Annotated in this window: 8 protein-coding genes; 6 read left to right on the top strand and 2 right to left on the bottom strand. The window is 75.9% G+C overall.

The window, feature by feature from the left end; translation table 11 throughout:
- Positions 1–40: 40 nt before the first annotated feature.
- Complete coding sequence (locus ACSIH6_RS37510) at positions 41–1,669, bottom strand: (2,3-dihydroxybenzoyl)adenylate synthase (RefSeq protein ID WP_435113285.1); 1,629 nt, start codon at positions 1,667–1,669, stop codon at positions 41–43.
- A 135-nt stretch (positions 1,670–1,804) separates the two neighbouring features.
- Between ACSIH6_RS37510 and ACSIH6_RS37515 the strand changes: the two genes are divergently transcribed.
- The 6 genes from ACSIH6_RS37515 to ACSIH6_RS37540 all read left to right on the top strand — a co-directional run bounded on the left by ACSIH6_RS37515 (position 1,805) and on the right by ACSIH6_RS37540 (position 18,146).
- Complete coding sequence (locus ACSIH6_RS37515) at positions 1,805–8,533, top strand: amino acid adenylation domain-containing protein (protein ID WP_435113287.1); 6,729 nt, start codon at positions 1,805–1,807, stop codon at positions 8,531–8,533.
- Between the two features lie 225 nt (positions 8,534–8,758).
- Positions 8,759–14,254 (top strand): amino acid adenylation domain-containing protein, encoded by a 5,496-nt coding sequence (locus ACSIH6_RS37520; RefSeq protein ID WP_435113289.1) that lies wholly within the window; start codon positions 8,759–8,761, stop codon positions 14,252–14,254.
- Positions 14,251–15,384: a saccharopine dehydrogenase NADP-binding domain-containing protein gene (locus ACSIH6_RS37525; protein ID WP_435113291.1), complete on the top strand. Its 1,134-nt coding sequence runs from the start codon at positions 14,251–14,253 to the stop codon at positions 15,382–15,384. Before ACSIH6_RS37520 ends, ACSIH6_RS37525 begins: the two co-directional genes overlap by 4 nt.
- A complete protein-coding gene (locus ACSIH6_RS37530; protein WP_435113293.1) occupies positions 15,381–16,517 on the top strand; it encodes a Gfo/Idh/MocA family oxidoreductase in 1,137 nt (378 codons plus the stop codon). Before ACSIH6_RS37525 ends, ACSIH6_RS37530 begins: the two co-directional genes overlap by 4 nt.
- 82 nt (positions 16,518–16,599) lie before the next feature.
- Entirely contained in the window at positions 16,600–17,385 is a 786-nt protein-coding gene (locus ACSIH6_RS37535) for a thioesterase II family protein (RefSeq protein ID WP_435113295.1), read from the top strand.
- A gap of 89 nt (positions 17,386–17,474) precedes the next feature.
- Complete coding sequence (locus ACSIH6_RS37540) at positions 17,475–18,146, top strand: class I SAM-dependent methyltransferase (protein WP_435113297.1); 672 nt, start codon at positions 17,475–17,477, stop codon at positions 18,144–18,146.
- Positions 18,147–18,199: 53 nt separating this feature from the next.
- Here ACSIH6_RS37540 and ACSIH6_RS37545 read toward each other — a convergent pair.
- On the bottom strand, positions 18,200–19,132 hold a 933-nt coding region (locus ACSIH6_RS37545), incomplete at its 5' end, for an RNA-guided endonuclease InsQ/TnpB family protein (protein WP_435113299.1).

Consider the following 19,132-nt stretch of genomic DNA (forward strand, 5'->3'; position numbering starts at 1 on the left):
CTGCCCGGCACCCCCCCCCCCCCCCGCCCGGTCCGGATCCCTAGGAAGCCTCCAACTCCCGCCTCAGCCGTCTCTTGTCCACCTTGCCCACCCCGGTGAGGGGCAGTTCCGCGACCGCGCGCACCTCGTCGGGAACCTTGAAGGCGGCCGCGCCGCGCTCCAGCATCACGCCGCGCACCTCCTCCCGGCCCGGGCACTCCTCATCGGCCACCAGCAGGGCGACCGACCGCTCACCGAGGACGGGATCGGCCACGCCGACCACCGCGGCCGCCCGCACACCGGGCAGGGCCAGCAGGTACTCCTCGACCTCGGTCGCGGCGATCTTCTCCCCGGCCCGGTTGACCTGGTCCTTCACCCGGCCCACGACCACCAGGTCGCCGCCCTCGGTCCGGGTGACCAGGTCCCCGGTGCGGTAGAACCCGTCCGGGGTGAAGCGCAACGCGTCCAGTTCGCGCGCCCGGTAGTAGCCGCGCAGGGTGTAGGGGCCGCGGGTGAGCAGTTCCCCGGGGCTGCCCGGGGGCACGGGGTGCCCGGCCTCGTCCACCACCGCGACCTCGTCCGCGGGGGAGAGGGGGCGGCCCTGGGTCGTGCACACGAGGTCGTCGGGGTCGTCCAGGCCGGTGTAGTTGTTGAGGCCCTCGGCCATGCCGAACACCTGCTGGAGGCGGCAGCCCAGGGCGGGCCCCACCCGCCGGGCGGTCGTGTCGTCCAGGCGCGACCCCCCGACCTGGAGGACGCGCAGGGAGGACAGGTCGTGTCCGGTCCGGTGGGCCTCGTCCAGCCAGGAGGGCACCAGCGCGGGCACGAGCGAGGTGATGGTCACCCCCTCGCATTCGATGAGCGCGAAGGCCGTGGTCGGGCTGGGGTCGGGGCTCAGGACGACCGTGCCGCCGACCGCGAGGGTGCCCACGATCCCGGGGGAGACCATGGTGAAGTTGTGCGCGACGGGCAGGACGGCCAGGTAGACCGCGTCCTCTCCCACACCGCAGGCCTCGGCCGACGCCCGGGCGTTGTACCCGTAGTCGGCGTGGGTGCGCGGGATGAGTTTGGGGGTGCCCGTGGTGCCTCCGGACAGCAGGAGCAGGGCCAGGTCCTCGGCGCCGACCTCGGGAGTTCGCCCGTGCTTCCCGCTCCGGGGGAGGGGGTCCGCCTCCGCGAGGACGTCCCACCGCACCCCGCCGGTGTCCCCGGGGTCGCCGACGACGACCAGGCCGCGCACCGACGGCGCGGCCCGCGCGATCCGGGCCGCGGCGGCCCTGGGGTCGCTGCGGCCCCTGCCCTGCGCGACGACGACGGCACACGCCCGCGACGTGCGCACGAGCGACTCCACATCGGCGGCGCCCAGGGCCGGCAGGGCCAGGACCGGCACGGCCCCGATCCGCAGCAGGGCGAAGAGCGTGACGACGTACTCCCGCCGGTTGGGCAGCTGGAGCAGGACGCGCTCGCCCCGGTCCACCCCGAGCGAGGCCAGCCCCGCCGCCAGCCGGTCCACGCGTTCGTCCAGTTCGGCGTAGGTGAGCCGGTCCACGCCCGACACGAGCGCGGTGCGCTCCCCGTGGCGTTCGGCCCGCTCGCGTAGCAGGGCGTCCAGCGTCCGGTCGTCCCAGAAGCCGCGTTCGCGGTACCCCCTCGCCTGCTCCTCCGGCCAGCGCAGCCAGTCCTGGGGCATGTGATCCCTCCCGTATTCCGTGGGCCCGGGTCGACCGGGCGGTCGCGGCAGTGCTATACATAGGCACATCGGCAATGAAAACGGTTTTCATTATTGCTGATCGTGTCGAACCCGAACACAGAGGGGCAGAACACCGTGTCAGACCACGCCGGGGCGGGAACCGGAGCCGGAGCCGTGCGCGAGCAGGTGGCGGAGGTGCTCGGAACCCGGGGGTTCGCCGACACCGACGACCTCTTCGAGCACGGGCTGGACTCGTTGGGTCTGATCCGCCTGGTGGGCGCCTGGCGGGAGGACGGGTTCGACGTCACCTTCGAGGACCTGTCCGCCAACCCGACGGCGGCCGCATGGAGCGCCCTGATCCGGGGTTCGGCCGCCACGGACCGCCCCGCGCCCCAGGGTTCCGTGGGCCTCGTGGAGGAGGGGGAGCCCTTCCCCCTGGCGACCATGCAGCACGCCTACTGGATCGGCCGCCAGGACGGACAGCCGCTGGGCGGGGTCGCGGCGCACTTCTACACCGAGTTCGACGGCCACGGCGTGGACCCCGAACGGCTCGCCGCGGCCCTGCGGACCGTGGTGGAGCGCCACCCGATGCTGCGCGTGCGCTTCGACGACGACGGCCACCAGCGCGTGCTTCCCGCGGTCGCCGCCCCCGTCACGTCCGGCACGTCTGCCGCGCCTGCTGCTTCTGTCACATCCGTCCCGCCTGCTGAGTCCGGTGGGTCCGCTGTGGCCAGTGCGCCGGTGGGGGGCGCCGAGGCCGCTGTCCCCGCCGAGGCCGCCGCTCCCGACGTGACGGTCCACGACCTGACCGCCCTGGCCCCCGAGGAGGCCGACCGGGCCCTCGCGCGGATCCGGGACTCCTCCACCCACCGCCGCATGGACGTCGCCGCCGGACAGGTCCTGGACGTGGCCCTCTCCCTGCTGCCGGGCGGCGCCACCCGCCTGCACGTGGACCTGGACATGATCGTCGCCGACGCCCTCAGCCTGCGCGTCCTGCTGGAGGACCTGCGCACCGCCTACCGGGGCGGCGACCTGCCGCCCCTGGAGTACGGCTTCGCCCGCTACCTCGCCGAGCGCGCCTCCCGCGACCCCCGGCCGCGCGAGCGCGCCCGCTCCTGGTGGCACGAACGCCTGCGCGAGATCCCCCCGCCGCCCGAACTGCCCGTCCTCCCGGGCACCGCGCTCCCCGCCGCGGCCGGAACCGACGCCACCCGCTCCACCCGCCTGCACCACCAGCTCACCCCCGAGCGCACCCGGCTGTTCGAGCGGCGGGCCCGCGCCGCGGGCGTCACCCCCGCGGCCGCGCTGGCCGCCGCCTTCGCCGAGGTCCTGGGCGCGTGGAGCGCGGCCCCGCGGTTCTCGCTCAACCTGCCCCTGTTCGACCGCGCGCCCCTGCACCCCGACGTCGGCCGGGTCGTCGGCGACTTCAGCAGCTCGGTGCTCCTCGGCGTCGACACCGCCGACCCCGCCCCCTTCGCCGAGCGGGCGCGCACGGTCCAGACCGACCTGCACAGGGCGGTCGACCACGGCGCCTACGGGGGAGTGGAGGTCCTGCGCGACCTGGCCCGCCTCGACGGCGGCAACCCCGTGCTCGCCCCCGTCGTCTACACCAGCGCGATCGGCCTGGGCCCCCTGTTCACCGACCCCGTCCAGGAGTGCTTCGGCCGCCCCTCCTGGATCATCTCCCAGGGCCCCCAGGTCCTGCTCGACGCCCAGGTCACCGAACTCGACGGCGGACTCCTGCTCAACTGGGACCTGCGCGAGCGCGCCTTCGCCCCCGAAACCATGGAGGCCGCCTTCGCCTGCTACCGCGCGCTCGTCGAGGACCTCACCGACGACCCCGCGGCCTGGAGCCGCCCCTTCCGTCCGGAACCCTCCCCGGACCAGGCCCGGGCGCGCGCCGCGCACACCCCCGACGCGGCGCCGCCCGGCCCCCGCCTGCTGCACGGGCGCTTCCTCGACCACGCCCGCACCGCCCCCGGCGACACCGCCCTGGTCCTGCCCGACGGCGCGTCCCTGACCTACGGGGAGCTGGCCGACCGGGCGCTGCGCGTGGCCGGAGCGGTGGCCGGGGCCGTGCCCGCGGGCGCGACCGTGGCCCTGGACCTGCCCCGGGGCGCGGACCAGGTCGCCGCTGTCCTGGGCGTGCTCGCCGCGGGCTGCGCCTACCTCCCCCTGGGCCGTGACCAGCCCGCCGCCCGCCGCGCGCGCGTCCTGGCCGGGGGAAAGCCCGACCTGCTGATCTGCGACGACCCCGCGACGGTCGTCCCCACCCACCTTCCGGTCCTCACCCCCGAGCAGGCGCGGCAGGCCCCCCAGGGAACCCCGCGCGAGGTCGCACCGGACGCGCTCGCCTACGTGCTCTTCACCTCCGGCTCCACCGGAACGCCCAAGGGGGTGGAGGTCGAGCACCGGGCCGCCGCGCACACGATCGACGTGCTCAACGCCGTCCTGGGCACCGGCACCGGCGACCGCACGCTCGCGCTGGCCGACTACGGCTTCGACATGTCGGTCTTCGACCTGTTCGCGCCGCTGTCGGCGGGCGGCGCCGCCGTCCTGGCCGACCCCGGGACCCGACGCGACGCCGAACACTGGGCCCGGGCCGCCGCGCACGCGTCGGTGACCGTCCTCAACTGCGTACCGGCCCTGCTGGACATGCTGCTGTCGGCGGTCGAGTCCGGCATGGCGCCGATGCCGCCCCTGCGCGCGGTCCTGCTCGGCGGCGACCGCGTCGCCCCCGGCCTGCGCGAGCGGCTGCGAGCCCTGGCCCCCGAGTGCCGTTTCCTCGCCCTGGGCGGCATGACCGAGGCCGCCATCCACTCCACCCTGCTGGAGGTCGACCGGGCCGACCCCTCCTGGGCCTGCGTGCCCTGGGGACGCCCGCTGCCCGGCGTGCGGTGCCGCGTGGTCGACGCCCAGGGGCGCGACCGGCCCGACCTGGTCGCCGGTGAGCTGTGGGTGGGCGGCGCGGGCCTGGCCCGCGGCTACCGGGACGCCCCCGACGCCACCGCCGACCGCTTCGTCACCTCCGGGGGACGGCGCTGGTACCGGACCGGCGACCTGGCCCGCTACGCCCCCGACGGCACCCTGGAGTTCCTGGGACGGGCGGACCACCAGGTCAAGGTGAACGGCGTGCGCGTGGAGACCGGCGAGGTGGAGGCGGCCCTGGCCGCGCACCCGGAGGTGTCCCTGGCCGTCGCGGTCGCGCTCACCGAGCCCGCGCCCCGTCTGGCCGCGGTCGTCGTCCCCCGCGAGGCCGAGGACTCCTCCGCCCTGGCCGGGGCCGCGGCGGAGCACGCCCGCACCCTGCTGCCGCCCGCCATGCTCCCCGACCCCGTGCTGGCCCTCGACCGGATCCCGCTCACCCCCAACGGCAAACCCGACCGGGCCGCCGTCGCCCGCCTCCTGCGCCAGCACCTGGCCGGAGCCCCGCGCACCGGGGAGCCCCCCGTGGGCGAGGTCGAGAACCGCGTCGCCCGTATCTGGGCCGACCTGCTGGGCTCGGACCCGGTCAGCCGGGACGACTCCTTCTTCGCGCTCGGCGGCGACTCCCTGCTGGCCACCCGCGTGGTGGCCGCCCTGCGCGGGCTCGGCCACGCCGGAGCGGGCGTCTCGGAACTGTTCGCCCACCCCGTCCTGGCCGACTTCGCCGCCCGCCTCCCGGCCCGCGGCGAGGCCGTCGGCAGCCAGCGCATCGTCCACGACCCCGCCTCGCGCCACGAACCCTTCCCGCCCACCGGCGTCCAGCGCGCCTACCTCACCGGACGCAGCCCCGACTTCACCCTCGGCGGTGTCGGCACCTACCACTACACCGAGTTCGACGGCGCCGACGTGGACCTGCGCCGCCTGGAGCACGCCCTGGACCGGCTCGTCACCCGGCACGACATGCTCCGCGCCGTCTTCGACGCCGACGGCGACCAGCGGGTCCTGCCCGCCGTGCCGCCCGTGCGCGTGCCCGTGACCGAGGCCGACCCCGACGACCCCAGCGCCGCGCTCGCGAAACTGCGCGAGGCCATGTCCCACCAGGTCCTGGACCCCGGGCGCTGGCCCCTGTTCGACGTGCGCGCCGTGCGCTACACGCGCGACGGATCCGACCGCGTCCGCCTCGGCGTGGGCCTGGACTACCTGGTCCTGGACGCGCTCAGCATCATGACCCTCTACACCGAGCTGGACCGCCTCTACCGCGAGCCCGACGCCGTCCTGGACCCCGTCGAGGTCACCTTCCGCGACTACCTCACCCAGGTGCGGCCGGACCCCGAACGCGAGCGGCGCGACCGCGGGTACTGGCGCGAACGCGTCGCGGACCTGCCCGCCGCCCCCGCCCTGCCGCTGCGCACCGACCCCGCCGACGTCGACCGGCCCCGGTTCACGCGACGGGCCGACCGGCTCGCCCCCGAGGAGTGGGACGCCCTCACCGGCCTGGCCCGCGCCGCGGGCGTCACCCCCGCCACCCTGCTGCTGGCCTGCTACGGCGAGGTCCTCGGCCGGTGGAGCGGGCAGACCGAACTCAGCCTCACCCTCACCCTGTTCAACCGCCACGACCTGCACCCCCACATCGGCCGCGTGCTCGGCGACTTCACCTCCCTGTCGCTGACCTCCTACCACCGCGCGCCGGGGCAGGACCCCGCCGGGGCGGCCCGCGACCTCCAGCGGCGCCTGGGCCGGGACCTGGACCACCGGGAGGTGCCCGCCGAGGAGGTGCTGCGCGAGCTGGCGCGGCGCACCGGCACCGCCCAGCCCGGGATCCCCGTGGTGTTCACCAGCTCCCTGGGCGTGGGGGAGGGGGTGTCCATGGACCTGTCCCCGGACTTCCCGCAGCGGGTGTGGGGCCTGTCCCAGTCGCCCCAGGTGTACCTGGACAACCAGGTCATGGAGAGCCGCGGCGGACTGGAGGTGTACTGGGACGCGGTGGAGGACCTGTTCCGCCCCGGGGTCCTGGACGCCATGTTCGCGGCCTACCTGGATCTGCTGCGCGCGCTCGCCCGCGACGGCGAACAGGGCTGGGAGCGGGCCTGCGCGCGGATGCTGCCCGCCGACCAGCGCGTGGTGCGCGCCTCGGTCAACGCCCCCTCCGGAACCGCTCCGCGCGGCCTGCTGCACGACGCCTTCCTCGACGGCGCGGCCGCACGCGCCGACGCCCCCGCCCTGGTCACGGACCGGTCCGTGCTCACCCACGGCGAGCTGGCGGACCGGTCCCTGCGCGTCGCCGCCGGGCTGGTCGAACGCGGCGTGCGGCCCGGCGACGCGGTCGCGGTGTGCCTGCCCAAGGGCCCCGACCAGGTCTGCGCGGTCCTGGGCGTCCTCGCCGCCGGAGCCGTCTACGTTCCGGTCGGCGCTGGCCAGCCCCCGCTGCGGCGCGAGCGCGTCCACCGCGCGGCCCGGACCGTGTTGGCCGTCGGCGACGGCACCGGCGCGCCCCGCTCCGCCGACGTGGCCGAACTCCTCCAGGCCCCGCCCCTGGACGCGCCCGTGCCGCGCGACCCCGGCGAGGTCGCCTACACCATCTTCACCTCCGGTTCCACCGGGGAGCCCAAGGGCGTGGAGGTCTCCCACGCCGCCGCGCTCACCACGGTCGCCGAGATCAGCGACCGCTACCGGATCGGCCCCGACGACCGGGTCCTGGCCCTGTCCGCGCTCGACTTCGACCTGTCGGTCTACGACGTGTTCGGCCTGCTCGGCGCGGGCGGCGCGCTCGTCCTGCCCGAGGAGGACGAGCGCCGCGACGCCGAGCGCTGGCGCGCGCTGTGCGCCGAGCACGGCGTCACCGTCTGGAACACCGTCCCCGCCCTGCTCGACATGCTGCTCCTGGCCTCACAGGACAAGGGGCTGCCCTCCTCCCTGCGGCTGGCCCTGGTCTCCGGGGACTGGGTCGGCGGCGACCTGGCACCGCGCCTGCGCGAGGCCAGCGGCGCACGCGTCCACCTGGTGGCCCTGGGCGGCGCCACGGAGGCGGCCATCTGGTCCAACGCCTTCGACGGCGGCCACGTCCCGCCGGGGTGGCCCTCGGTGCCCTACGGGACGCCGCTGCGCGACCAGCGCTACCGGGTGGTGGACCCCCACGGGCTCGACTGCCCGGACTGGGTGGCGGGGGAGCTGTGGATCGGCGGGGCCGGGGTCGCCCTCGGCTACCGCGGCGATCCCGAGCGCACCGCCGCCCGGTTCGTCACCGCGGGGGGAGAGCGCTGGTACCGCACCGGTGACCAGGGGCGTTACCGTCCGGGCGCGCTCCTGGAGTTCCTCGGTCGCGCGGACCGCCAGGTCAAGGTCGGCGGCCACCGGCTCGAACTCGGTGAGGTCGAGGCGGCGCTGGAGGACCACCCCGGCGTGCGCCGGGCCGCGGCGCTGGCGGTGGGGGAGCGCACCTCCCGCAGGGTGGTCGCCTTCGTCACCGAGGACGGCGACGGGATCGGGGGCGCGACCGGGACCGGCGCCGGGTCCGGCGTTCCGGCGGAGGGCCTGGCCCGCCACCTCGCCGCCCGGCTGCCCGCCCACGCCGTCCCCGGCAGCGTGCGGACGGTCGGGGAGATGCCCCTCACCGCCAACGGCAAGGTCGACCTCCGGGCGCTGGAGGAGTTGGCCGCCGCCGAGGTCGGCCCGGGCGGCGCCCCCCTCGCCGACGAGGTGGAGGAGCACATCGCCCGCGTCTGGGGCGAGCTGACCGGCGCCGCCGTCGACGACCGCGACGCGAACTTCTTCGCCCTGGGCGGCACGAGCCTGCTGGCCATCCGCATGATCACCGTCCTGCGCCGCGAACTCAGCGAGGAGCTGTCCACCCGTGCCTTCCTGGCCGCGCCCACGCTCGCCGCGCTCGCCGACCAGGTCCGCGCGACCAGGGCGGAGGACGTCCAGGACGGGGTGATCTGACCCCGTAACACCCGCCCCGCCAGCCACTCCCGTTCCGTCCGGCGCTCCGGGGCCCACCCGGGGCCGTCCCACACGAACCTTCCGTCCCTCACATCGATCGCCCCCCGCGCCCACCACCCGCACCGACCACCACCCCACCGCCCCCGCGTAACGCCCCCCGCGCCATCCCCACCGTTCCCAGCCGGGTCCGCCCCGCGCGGACCGACCCGACGAGGAGAGCCCACCTTGCCGACTCCCGCCTCCGACGCCCCCGACGCCCTGCGCCCCCTGCTCGACGAACTGCGCGCCGCGGGCGTCCACCTGTGGGCCGACGACGGCCGCATCCGCTTCCGCGGCCCCACCGGAGCCCTCACCGACGAGCACCGCGCCACCCTGCGCGAGCACCGCGATGGGGTCCTGGCCCTGCTGGAGGCCGAGGCCGCCCCCTCCCTCACCCCCGACCCCGGCGCGCGCCACGACCCCTTCCCCCTGACCGACGTCCAGGGCGCCTACCTCGTCGGGCGCGGCCCGGCCTACGACTACGGCGGCGTCGCCTGCCACGCCTACGCCGAGCTGGAGTTCGACGACCTCGACCCCGACCGCCTGCGCACCGCCTGGAACGCGCTGGTGCGCCGGCACGACATGCTGCGCTCCGTCGTCTCCCCCGAGGGCCACCAGCGGGTGCTGCCCGAGCCGCCGGGGGAGTCGCTGACCGTCACCGAGGTCGGCGGCGGCGACACCGCCGCCCACGCCTCCCGGGCCCGCGAGCGCCTGCGCGACCTCGTCCCCGACGCCTCCTCCTGGCCGCTGGTGCGCCTGCACCTCACCCGCGGCGACGACCGCGCCCACCTGCACCTGTCCGTCGACCTGCTCGCCGCCGACTACACCAGCGTCCGGCTGCTCCTGGACGAGCTCGCCGCCCTCTACGCCGACCCCGAGCACCCCCTGCCGCCGCTGGGGGCGACCTTCCGCGACTACGTGCTCGCCCACCGGTCGCTGCGCGAGGGCGCCCGCTACCACCGCGACCGCGCCTACTGGACCGAGCGCGCCGACGACCTGCCGCCCGCCCCCGAACTGCCCCTGGTCGAGCACTCGACCGACGCCTCCGCCCGCTTCACCCGCCTGTCCGCCGCCCTGCCGCCGGAGCAGTGGCGGGCCCTGCGCACCCGGGCCGCCGAGCGCGGCCTGACCCCCGCGGGCGTGGCCCTGGCCGCCTACGCCGAGGTGCTGGCCCTGTGGTCGCGCCGCCCCGACTTCACCCTCAACCTGCCCGTGTCCCAGCGCCTGCCCCTGCACCCGGACGTGGACCGCGTGGTCGGCGACTTCACCTCGCTGACCCTGCTCGCCGTGCACGCCGACGACGGTACGACCTTCACCGAGCGCGCCCGCACCCGCCAGGGCCGCCTCATCGAGGACGTCGACCACTGCCTGTACTCGGGCAACGAACTGCTGGCCGAACTCTCGCGCCGCCGCGACGAGCCCGCCGTGCTCATGCCCGTCGTCTTCACCGGCGCGATCGGCGCTGAGGAGGAGGACGGCGGCGACTCCTGGGCCGCCCGGGAGGTCCACGGCCTGTCCCAGACCCCGCAGGTGTGGGTGGACTGCCAGGTCTCCCTGGCCGGGGGCGCCCTGGCCGTGCGCTGGGACGTGCGCGAGGGCGTCCTTCCCGAGGGCCTGGCCGCCGACGCCTTCGCGGCCTACACCGACCTGCTGCGCCGCCTGGCCCTGTCGGACGGGCCCTGGGACGAGGACGCCCCGGCCGCGGCCCCCGCCCACCAGCTCCTCACCCGCGCCGAGGCCAACGCCACCGAAGGCCCCCTGCCCGACGCCCTGCTGTACGAGGACGCCCTGGCCGCCGCGCTGCGCGACCCCGACGCCCCGGCCGTCGTCCACCCCGACGCGTCCCTGACCCACGGCCAGCTGTGGGCGCGCGTCACGGCCGTGGCCGACGAACTGCGCGCCCGCGGCTGCGGCCCGGGCGACCGCGCGGCCGTGGTCATGGACAAGGGCGTGGAGCAGGTGGTCGCCGCCCACGCGGTCCTGCTGACCGGCGCCGCCTACGTCCCCGTCGACACCACCCAGCCCGCCGCCCGCCGCCGCGCCATCCTGCGCGACGCCGGGGTGCGCCACGTCCTCACCCAGTCCTGGCTGGCCGAGATCGGCGACTGGGACCGGGACGTCGAACCCGTCGAGGTGGACGCGGTCCCCGCCGCCAGCGCGTTCGACGCGCTCCCGCCCCGCCCCGTCGATCCCGACGCCCTCGCCTACGTCATCTACACCTCGGGCTCCACCGGAACCCCCAAGGGCGTCATGGTCAGCCACCGCGCCGCCCTCAACACGATCGCCGACGTCAACCGGCGCTTCTCCGTCGGCTCCGGCGACCGGGTCCTCGGACTTGCCGCCCTCGGCTTCGACCTGTCCGTCTACGACCTGTTCGGCCCCCTCGGCGCCGGTGGCGCACTCGTGCTCCCCCACGCCGACCGACGCGGCGACCCCTCGCACTGGGCGGAGCTGGCCCGCGAGCACGGGGTGACCCTGTGGAACTCCGTGCCCGCCCAGATGGGCATGCTCGCCGACTACCTCTCCACCGCGCCCGCGCAGGCGCCGACCACCCTGCGCGTGGCCCTGCTCTCGGGCGACTGGATCCCCCTCACCCTGGCCGACCGCGTCCGCGCCCACCTGCCCGGCACCGCCCTGTACAGCTTCGGCGGCGCCACCGAGGGTTCCATCTGGTCCATCCACCACCCCATCGGGGAGGCGGACCCGTCCTGGCCCAGCGTCCCCTACGGCCGCCCCCTGACCAACCAGACCTTCCACGTCCTGGACGAGCGCATGCGTGACCGCCCCGACTGGGTCGCGGGCGAACTCCACATCGGGGGAGCGGGCGTGGCCACCGGCTACCTGGGCGACGAGGCCCGCACCGCCGAACGCTTCGTCACGCACCCCGGCACCGGGGAGCGCCTGTACCGCACCGGCGACCTGGGCCGCTACCGGCCCGGCGGCCACATCGAGTTCCTGGGCCGCGAGGACGACCAGGTCAAGATCCGCGGGCACCGCGTGGAGCTGGCCGAGATCGAGGCCGCCCTCACCGCCCACCCCTCCGTGGCCTCCGCGGCGGTCCTGGCCGTGGGCGGGCGCGAGGACCGGCGCCTGGCCGCCTTCGCCGAGACCGCCCGCCGCCCCGCCGACGCGCCCGCCGACGCCGAACCCGGGCCCGCCGCCCTGGCCGCCGCGTCCGCGGTCGGCGAGGCCACCGCGAACCTGGACCGCGACGACCTGGCCGCCTTCCTCGACGCGATGCGCGCCACCGCCCTGGGCGCCATCACCCGCACCCTGACCGGGGCCGGACTGTTCTCCGACACCACCCACACCGCCGAGGAGGTCATCGACCGCCTGGGCGCGGACCGGCGCCACCACCGGCTCGTACGCCGCTGGCTGCGCGCCCTGGCCGACGCCGGACGCCTGACCCGCGACGGCGACCGCTGGAGCGGGCTCCGCCACGTGGACGAGGACGAACAGCACGCCGCCTGGGAGCGCCTGGCCGACCTGGAGCGGCGGGTGGACTACGGCACCGAGGTCCTGGTGTACATGCGCGCCTGCTCGGGCCGACTGCCCGAACTGCTGCGCGGCGACCTCGACGTGCGCACCCTGCTCTTCCCCGGCGCCGCGCTCGACACCGCGGGCGCCGCCTACCGCGACAACCTGGCCGTGCGCCACCTCAACGCGGCGGCCGCCGCGGCCCTGGCCGAGGCCGCCGCCCGCCGGACGGCCGACGGGCCGCTGCGGGTCCTGGAGATCGGCGCGGGCGTCGGCGGCACCACCGAGGCCGTCGTCGCGGCCCTGGCGGGCCACCCCGCCGAGTACCGCTTCACCGACGTCTCCCCGTTCTTCGTCAACGAGGCCAGGGAGCGCTTCGCGGACTTCCCCTGGGTGTCCTTCGGCCTGTTCGACCTCAACCGCGAGGCCGGGGCCCAGGGCTACGCGCCCAACTCCTTCGACGCGGTCGTTGCCGCCAACGTCCTGCACAACGCCGTGGACGCCGACGCCGCCCTGGCCCGCGTCGCCGAACTCCTCGCGCCCGGCGGCCACCTGGTGTTCCTGGAGACCACCGCCGAACACGACCCGGCGCTGCTGGTGTCCATGGAGTTCCTCGACGGGCTCGACGGCGGCCACCGCGACGCCCGCGCCGAGCACGACCAGACCTTCCTCACCCGCGACCAGTGGGAGCGCGCCCTGGAGCGGGCCGGGGCCGCGTCGCCCCTGGCCCTGCCCGAGGCGGACGACCGCCTCGCCGAGACCGGCCAGACCCTCTACCTGGCCCGCCTGAAGACCGACCGGACGCCGGTCACCGCCGACGAACTGGTCCGCCACACCGCCACCCGCCTGCCCGAGTACATGGTGCCCGCGCACTGGCGGCTGTTGGACGCGCTCCCGCTCACCGCCAACGGCAAGGTCGACCGGGCCGCGCTCCTGCGCGCCCTGCCCGGGGACGACGCCCCCGGAACCGCCGACACGGCCACCGGCGAGCCCGCCGACGACCTCGAACGCGCCCTGTGCGGGCTGTGGGCCGAGCTGCTGGAGCGCGGCGCGGTCGGCCGCGACGACGACTTCTTCGCGCTGGGCGGCGACTCCCTGCTGGTCGCCCGCATGGTCGGCCGACTCGGCGAGGTCCTGCCCGACACCGGCGCCGACATCGAGTGGGAGGTGGTCCTGCGCCACATGCTGCGCCGCCCCACCGTCGCCGGGCTGGCCGCCTACCTCCGTGACCTGTCCGGGCAGGTGCGCGCCTCCGACGAGGGCAAGCCCGACTCCTACGTGCCCCTCAACGGGCCGGGCGGCGGCGCGGTCACCGCCCTGGTCCACGCCGGGACCGGAACCCTCATCCCCTACCGCTCCCTCATCACCGAGATCCGGCGGCGCTCGCGCGGGCAGGCCACCCTGGTCGGCCTGGAACTGCCCGACGTCCCCGCCTTCCTGGACGCCGACCCCGCCACGGTGATCAAGCGCTGGGCCGCCGACTACGCGAACGCCCTGCTCGAACGCGGCGGCGACCGCTTCCACGTCGTCGGCTACTGCCTGGGCGGCCTCGTCGCCACCGAGGTCGCGCGCACGCTCACCGACGCCGGGGCCGAGGTCGCCTCCCTCACCGCCATCAGCACGCACCGGCCGCCGTTCCGCCTGGACGACGAGCTGATCTCGGAGTACGCCTTCGCCGTCATGATGGGCATCGACCCGGTCGCGGTCGGCTTCCCCGCCGACGAGAACCGCGTGTCGGCCGCCTCCGACCAGCTGCTGGAGGCCACCCCCGGCCTGCTCCCCGACGGCGCCATCGGCCGCCTGACCGGCGAGTACGCCGACGTGGCCGAGCGCTTCCGAGAGCTGGCGAAGGTGCCCCGCCAGACCAGGATCGAGCGCATGTGCGCCGCCGTGCCCCCCTCGGCCGGGACCTACACCCCCGAGGCGCTCAACGAGATGTTCGCGATCTTCCGCCAGAGCGTCTTCGCCATCTCCCGCTACGAGCCCGAGCCCTACGCCGGGGACATCACCTTCCTGCGCCACGGCGGCGCCTACCCCTTCCCCGGCAACAAGGAGAGCGTCACCACCTACTGGGAGCGCCTGGTCCTGGGAGAGCTGGACATCGTGGACGTGCCCGGCGACCACTTCAGCCTGCTGTCGGTGCCCTACGCCCCCGGCGTGCTCAAGCACCTGGAGGCCGTCACCGGAGGGGACGTGGTCCGGTGAGCGGCGCGACCGACCGCGCGGTGGGCGTGGTGGGCGCCTCCGGGGCCGTGGGCCGGGCCGCCGCCCGCCGCCTGCGCGCCCTGGGCCACACCCGCCTCCTGCTCGGGGGGCGCCGCACCGCGCCCCTGGAGGAGCTGGCCGCCGAACTGGGCCCCGACACCGCCGTCAAGGCGGTGGACGCCGACTCCCCGGAGTCGGTGCGGGCCTTCTGCTCCGGACTCGACGTGGTGCTCAACTGCGCCGGGCCCTCCTACCGCATCGCCGACGCGGTGGCGGTGGAGGCCCTGGCCGCCGGAGCCGACTACGTGGACGTGACGGGCGACGGGCCCGCGCACGACCGCCTGAGCCGCACCCCCGCCGCACGGGACTCCGCGATCGTCCTGTCGGCGGGGGTGCTCCCCGGCCTGTCCGCCCTGCTGCCGCGCTGGTTCGCCGCCCGGCACGGCCTGGAGCGGATGAGCGCCCACGCGGGCGGGCTGGAGAGGTGCACCGAGGCCGCCGCGGGCGACCTGCTGCTCTCCCTGCCCGGCGCCGACGACCCGGCCGCCGTCTTCGGGCGGCCCCTGGCCGCCTGGCGGGAGGGCCGGGTCGTGGAGCGGGCGCTGCGCGCCGCCGACGGCGTCCGGCCGCCCGGGTTCCCGGGCACCGCGTTCGTCCAGCCCTTCCTCACCGAGGAGGCCCGCCGCCTGGCCGCCGCCCTGAACCTGCGCGAGCTGGAGTGGTACAACGTCCACCCCGGCGAGCGCGTCCGCGCCGTGCTGACCTCGGTCGCGGGGCGGCCGGTCGGCGACCTGGCCGCGGCGGCGGAGCGCCTGCGGCGCGCGGCCGAGGTGGACCTGGCCGGGCGCACGCCCTACTACCAGCTCGTGTACGCGCTCACCGACCCCTCCGGGCGGCGCAGCGTGATGACCGCCCGCTTTTCCGACAGCTACCGCATGACCGGCCGCGTGGGCGCGCAGGCCGCCGACGCGGTGGCGCGCGGTCTGGTGCCCCGGGGCCTGCACCACGCCGCCGACGTCCTCAGTCCCGAGGCCGCGGTCACCGCCCTGTTCGACGACCCCGAGGCCGGAACCCTGCGGGTGGAGGACGCCGCGAGCGAGGCCGCCGGGGTCGAGGAGGGCGCCCTGTGAGCCCGCGACCCCTGCGCGTGCTGCTGTGCGGCACCGGCTTCGGCCGCTTCTACGCCGACGCGCTGGCCCGCATGCCCGACACCTTCGAACTCGCCGGGATCCTCTCCCGCGGCGGCGAGTTCTCCCGACGCTACGCCGAGCGGGCCGGGGTGCCCCTGTACACCGACGTCGACCAGGTGCCCGACAACGTCGACGCGGCCTGCGTGGTCGTGGGCGCGGCGGTCTCCGGCGGAGCCGGGGGCGAGCTGGCCCGCGCCCTGCTGGCCAGGGGCGTGCACGTCCTCCAGGAGCACCCCGTGCACGAGGGCGAACTCGCCGCGGCCCTGCGCGCCGCCCGCGCCGGGGGAGCGGTCTACCACCTCAACCCCTTCTACCGGCACGTGGCGCCGATCCGGCGCTTCCTGGAGGCGGCCCGCGCCCTGCGCGAGCGGGGCCCGGTGCTGTTCGCCGACGCCACCTCCGCCGTCCAGGTCCTGTACCCGCTCCTGGACGTGCTCGCGCGCGCCCTGGGCGGGCTGCGCCCCTGGGCGCTGACCGAACCGCTCGCGGAGGACCCCGAGGTCGCCTCCCTGGCCGCGCGCGCCCAGCCCTACCGGGTGCTCCAGGGCAGCGTCGCGGGCGTCCCCCTCACCCTGCGGGTGCAGAACCAGATGGACCCCTCCGACGGGGACAACCACGCCCTGCTCTGGCACCGGATGGCCCTGGGAACCGAGCACGGGGTGCTCACCCTGGCCGACACCCACGGCCCCGTGCTCTGGCAGCCCCGGCTGTACGCGCCCCGCGACGCCCACGGCCGCCTGCGCTCCACCGGACCGGGCACCGGGCACCTGGCCGAACCGGCCACCACCGCCCTGGAGGGAACGGACGCGCCGCCCTACCGGGAGGTCTTCGACCGCCTGTGGCCCGAGGCGCTCACCCGGGCCCTGACCGACTTCGCCGCCGACGTGCGCTCCGGGGCCGACCCGCTGGTGCGGGGGCAGTTCGACCTCGGGGTGTGCCGGATGTGGCACGAGACCACCGGCCGCCTGGGCCGACCGGAGGTCATCCGCCCCGGACCGCCCACCGCGCACCTGGGCACCGCCGACCTGGAACCGGCCCCGCGCAGCGGGGACGCCGGGGAGGTGACGCCGTGACGCTCCCGCCCGAGACCTCCGGGGGTCTTCTGGCCCCTCCGACGACCAGCGACGCGACCCCGCCAGAAAGGCCGACAACCCGATGACCCCCGCTCCCACGCGCTCCTGGCTGCGCCGCTTCCGGCCCCGCCCCGGGGCCCGGACGCGCCTGGTGTGCCTGCCCCACGCGGGCGGCGGCGCCAACGCCTACCGGGCCTGGGCCGCGCTCCTGCCCTCCGGCGTCGACCTCGTGTGCGTGCAGTACCCCGGCCGAGAGGACCGCTTCGACGAACCCCTCGTGGACGACATGGCCACCGTGGTCGGGGCCGTCGCGGAGGAACTCACCCCCCTGCTCGACCGGCCCTACGCCCTGTTCGGCCACAGCATGGGCTCGGCCGTGGCCTACGAGCTGGCCCGGACCCTGCGCGCGGCGGGCCTGCCCGAGCCGGACCGCCTGTTCGCCTCCGGGCGCAGGGCCCCGGCCGACGCCCCGCCCGGCCGCGTCCACCTCGCCGACGACGACGCGATCGCCTCCGAGCTGGTTCGCCTGGGCGGGACCCGGCGCGAGGTCCTGGACGAGCCCGGCCTGCGCGAGGCGGTCCTGGGCTACGTCCGCAACGACTACCGGCTCGTCGAGCGCTACACGCCCTTCCCCGGACCACCGCTGAGCTGCCCGGTCAGCGTGTTCCTGGGCGAGGCCGACCCCGAGGTGGACGCGGACCTGGCCCGGCGCTGGTCGGCCACCACCAGCGGACGCGTGGACGTGCGCGTGTTCGCGGGCGACCACTTCTACCTCGGACCGGAGCGGGAGGCCGTCGTGTCCGAGGTCCTGCGCCGCCTGGACCCGGCGCTGGCCGCAGCCCCCGGCCCCTGGCCGAGCACCCCCTGACCACGCCGCAGAACCTGGAGGACACCATTCCCGCCATCGACTACTACTCCCCGGGGGCCGAGTTCTTCGACCTCGTCGGCCACCGGCACATGGTCACCAGCACGCCCGCCCTGCGCGCGGCGCTGACCGGCCTGGACACCGCCCACGGCCCCGTCGTCGACATCGGCGCGGGCACCGGACTGGTGACCGCGGCCATCGCCGAGATCCTGCCCTCGGCCAGGATCCACTCGGCCGAGCCCTCGCCGAACATGCGCGCGATCCTCACCAGCCGCGTCTTCGCCGACCCCGACCTGCGCCGCCGCGTCACCGTGCTGCCCGAACCCGCCCAGGACCTGCCGCTGCCGGACTCGATCTCGGCCGCGGTCGTCTTCGGCGTGGCCGGGCACATCCCCCGCGCCGAACGCCTGACCCTGTGGCGGCGCCTGGCCGAACGGCTCCCCCCGGGCGGCCCCGTGGTCGTGGAGCTGATGGGGGTGGACACCCCCCGCTCCATCCCGTCCGTGCGCATGTGCCGGGAGACCGTGGGCGAGCAGACCTACGAGTGGTGGATGTCCGGCGAGCCCGCCGGGCCCGGAACCATGCGCTGGCGCACCCAGTGGAGGGTCCTGCGCGGCGGTGACCTGGTCCGCACCGTCGACGACGAGTACGACTGGGAGACCTTCGGCGTCGAGCGGCTGGCCGAGGAGTCCGGCCTGTCCGTGCGGCGCCTGCCCCGGACCGGCCGCGAGGCCACCCCGGAGATCGGAGTGCTGGTCAGTTGACTTCTGCCCCTCCTGAAGAAGGGGTCCCGTTACGCGCTGCGCGCGTATGAGCCCTAAGGCCCGGCCCTCACAGGCCCGGTTTCCTGTTTCGTCGCCGACCGCGGAAGGGAGGACCCTTGCCGTCTGACATCAGCTCCGCAGGCATCACCCGAGACTGTCTCTCGGGCTGCGGCTCGACCAGCCGCAAGGGTGTTCTTGGCCGCGTTGACGTCCCGATCGTGTCGGGTGCGGCAGGCAGGGCACGTCCAGTGCCGGGTGCCCAAAGAGAGTGTGGCCAGCAGGTGCCCGCACGTCGAGCAGGTCTTGGAGGAGGGAAACCACCGGTCGATCATCACCAGGGTGCGACCGGCCCGCGCGCACTTGTACTCCAACTGGCGGCGGAACTCGCCCCACCCGCAGTCGGAGATCACCCGTGCAAGGCGCCGGTTCTTGACCATGCCCGCGACGTTGAGGTCCTCGATCGCGATCAGGTCCGCTGTACGCACCAGCCGTGTGGTGGTCCTGTGCAGGAAATCCTGCCTCGCGTGGCGGACCTTGCGGTGGGCGGCGGCGACCTTCGCCTTGGCCTTGTGCCGGTTGGCCGACCCGCGCCGCTTGCGGGCCATGCGCCGCTGGTAGCGGGCCAGGCTCCTGGCTTTGCGTTCCAGGTGGCGGGGGTTGGCGATCTTCTCCCCGTCGGAGGTGACCGCGAAGTCCTTCACACCCAGGTCGAGGCCGATCTCGCGCCCGGTGTGCGGGGAAGGTTCGGGGGCGTCGACCTCAACGGCGAAGGTCACGTACCAGCGCCCGTCCGCCTCGCGGGAGACGATCACGGTGGTCGGGTTGAGCGAGGCGAGGTCGGCGCTGTCGAAGGACCAAACCAGGCGAAGCGGTGCCTGGTGCTTGGCCAGCCACAGTCGCCCGTCGCGTATGCGAAACGCGCTGCGGGTGTAGTGCGCCGACTGGCGCCCGGTGCGGGACTTGAACCGGGGGTACTTGGCGCGTTT

This window comes from Nocardiopsis synnemataformans, from assembly GCF_965343085.1.
In the GTDB taxonomy this organism is placed as follows: domain Bacteria; phylum Actinomycetota; class Actinomycetes; order Streptosporangiales; family Streptosporangiaceae; genus Nocardiopsis; species Nocardiopsis alborubida.

Coding starts and splice junctions, on each gene's coding strand:
- ACSIH6_RS37510 (WP_435113285.1), bottom strand. CDS start 1,669: ATGCCCCAGGACTGGCTGCGCTGGCCGGAGGAGCAGGCGAGGGGGTAC.
- ACSIH6_RS37535 (WP_435113295.1), top strand. CDS start 16,600: ATGACCCCCGCTCCCACGCGCTCCTGGCTGCGCCGCTTCCGGCCCCGC.
- ACSIH6_RS37540 (WP_435113297.1), top strand. CDS start 17,475: ATGGTCACCAGCACGCCCGCCCTGCGCGCGGCGCTGACCGGCCTGGAC.